This window comes from Sulfuricurvum sp., assembly GCF_049305995.1.
Lineage (GTDB): Bacteria > Campylobacterota > Campylobacteria > Campylobacterales > Sulfurimonadaceae > Sulfuricurvum.
This window is the reverse complement of record NZ_JBAQPS010000268.1, coordinates 1-1,673: the sequence shown is the minus strand read 5'-3', so window position 1 is coordinate 1,673 and position 1,673 is coordinate 1. Positions and strand designations below refer to the sequence as shown.

Here is a 1,673-nt window from a genome sequence, read left to right as displayed (position 1 = left end):
GGAGTGCTCACGGCAGTTTCCTTAGTAAAATAATAATAGTAACGCGATTATATCAAAGGGGAATATTCATCCATCTTAAAGCAGTGTTATTTAAAGCCGAAATCTTTTTCGCTACGGATATTTTTTTTGAGTGAAAAGATGTCGGTATAGCCGATTCCAATCACTTCGTAGCTCTTTTTTCCGCTGGGGAGTTGGACGCTAAATTCGTCCCCCTCCTCTTTCCCAAGCATTGCACGTGCGAGCGGTGAATGGACAGAAATTAGACCGTTTTCAGGCTCACTTTCTAACGTTCCGCAAATACTATACGAAAACTCCTCATCCGTGTTCACATCCATAATCGTGATCGTTGCACCGAAATGGGCACGGGAGTGATCAAGTAGTGATGGATCAATCATTTGAGCTTTTTGAATCATCGAGTTGAGATAAAAAAGTCGTTTATCGATATGACGCAGTTTCTCTTTTGCCGCATGATATTCCGCATTTTCACTTCGATCCCCCAGCTCCGCCGCACGCTGTTTTTCGACATTAACACGGGGCTTCTCGACATCTTTTAGGAATTTAAACTCCCGTAGGAGTTCATCGTACCCTCGCGGTGTCATGGGTTCGTTTTGGCTCATCTATTTGTCCTTTTTAGCATACCCAATTCTCCAACCGCAACCCCTCAACACGTTCAAATTCTTTGGTATTATTGGTAACCAATATCGCATCGCACCCTTTGGCATGGGCGGCAATGAACAAATCATTTGAACCGATAATATTTCCGCTAGTTTCCAACTCGACCCGTATAGTAGCATAGGACAATGCACTGTTTTTATCAAAATCCATGATCTGAAAATTCTCAATAAATGATAGGACGAGATCAAAGAGCTTTTCACTCCCCTTTTTCTTTGCACCATAGATCAGTTCAGACACGACGAGCGTAGAAAGAGCTATCGTATGATCTTTTTCAACGGATTTGAGCTTTTCTTTGATGTTCTGAGGCTTATTGCGGATAATATAGCTGCAAATGTTGGTATCGAGCATATAGAGCATTAAAATATCTCTCTCGTTTGAAGGGGTAGTTGCTCTCGATCCTCAAGAAATCCCCCAGTATCAATATCCTCTAAAGCATCAAAAAACACGTCCCATTTCATCTGAATTTTCGGTTTAATAATCAGCGTATCGCCTATTTTATCAATGCACACTTCATCCGTATCGACGCGGAACTCTTTTGGGATGCGAATCGCCTGTGAACGACCGTTTTGAAACACTTTTGCCATAACCGTCATCTTAGATCCTTTCTGCAAGATATATATCACAAGTATATACCAAACAATAGCTCGTGTCAATAGATAGAAAATAGACTTCTTGCATAACCTACATTTTATAAAAGCTGGATTCACCCTAAAGGGTACTTGGCCCGTCTTCGGGGGAATGACGCCTTTCGTCATCCTCGGGCTTGACCAGGGGATCCATCTCAAAAGGGTTATTCAAGAGTCTATTGCATTTTGTAAAATTGACAGATCAAATGCTATTTTTGGAAGTGAGGCTTTAGCCTCGCCTAGTTGCTTTATTAGAAATTGCAGTGCTTGCGAAGCTTTTGGCGGGGCTAAAGCCCCACTTCCGATGCAATACGTAACATTCGTTCTTTCGGTAATTTTTGACTCTCAACGTTCGTATACTAAAGATACGAG

3 protein-coding genes are annotated in these 1,673 nt (G+C 41.8%); all 3 read right to left on the bottom strand.

The window, feature by feature from the left end; all coding sequences use genetic code 11:
* Positions 1-86: 86 nt before the first annotated feature.
* Genes greA through WA010_RS09200 form a run of 3 tightly spaced genes read right to left on the bottom strand, consistent with a single transcriptional unit; the run spans position 87 to position 1,268 of the window.
* Positions 87-617, bottom strand: coding sequence for a transcription elongation factor GreA (greA, locus tag WA010_RS09210; protein ID WP_422556835.1), 531 nt, complete (start codon positions 615-617; stop codon positions 87-89).
* Between the two features lie 13 nt (positions 618-630).
* Positions 631-1,032, bottom strand: coding sequence for a type II toxin-antitoxin system tRNA(fMet)-specific endonuclease VapC (gene vapC / locus WA010_RS09205; RefSeq protein WP_422556834.1), 402 nt, complete (start codon positions 1,030-1,032; stop codon positions 631-633).
* Positions 1,032-1,268, bottom strand: coding sequence for an antitoxin (locus WA010_RS09200; protein ID WP_422556833.1), 237 nt, complete (start codon positions 1,266-1,268; stop codon positions 1,032-1,034). The genes vapC and WA010_RS09200 overlap by 1 nt, the downstream gene beginning before the upstream one ends.
* Between the last annotated feature and the right edge of the window lie 405 nt (positions 1,269-1,673).

Coding starts and splice junctions, on each gene's coding strand:
- greA (WP_422556835.1), bottom strand. CDS start 617: ATGAGCCAAAACGAACCCATGACACCGCGAGGGTACGATGAACTCCTA.
- vapC (WP_422556834.1), bottom strand. CDS start 1,032: ATGCTCTATATGCTCGATACCAACATTTGCAGCTATATTATCCGCAAT.
- WA010_RS09200 (WP_422556833.1), bottom strand. CDS start 1,268: ATGACGGTTATGGCAAAAGTGTTTCAAAACGGTCGTTCACAGGCGATT.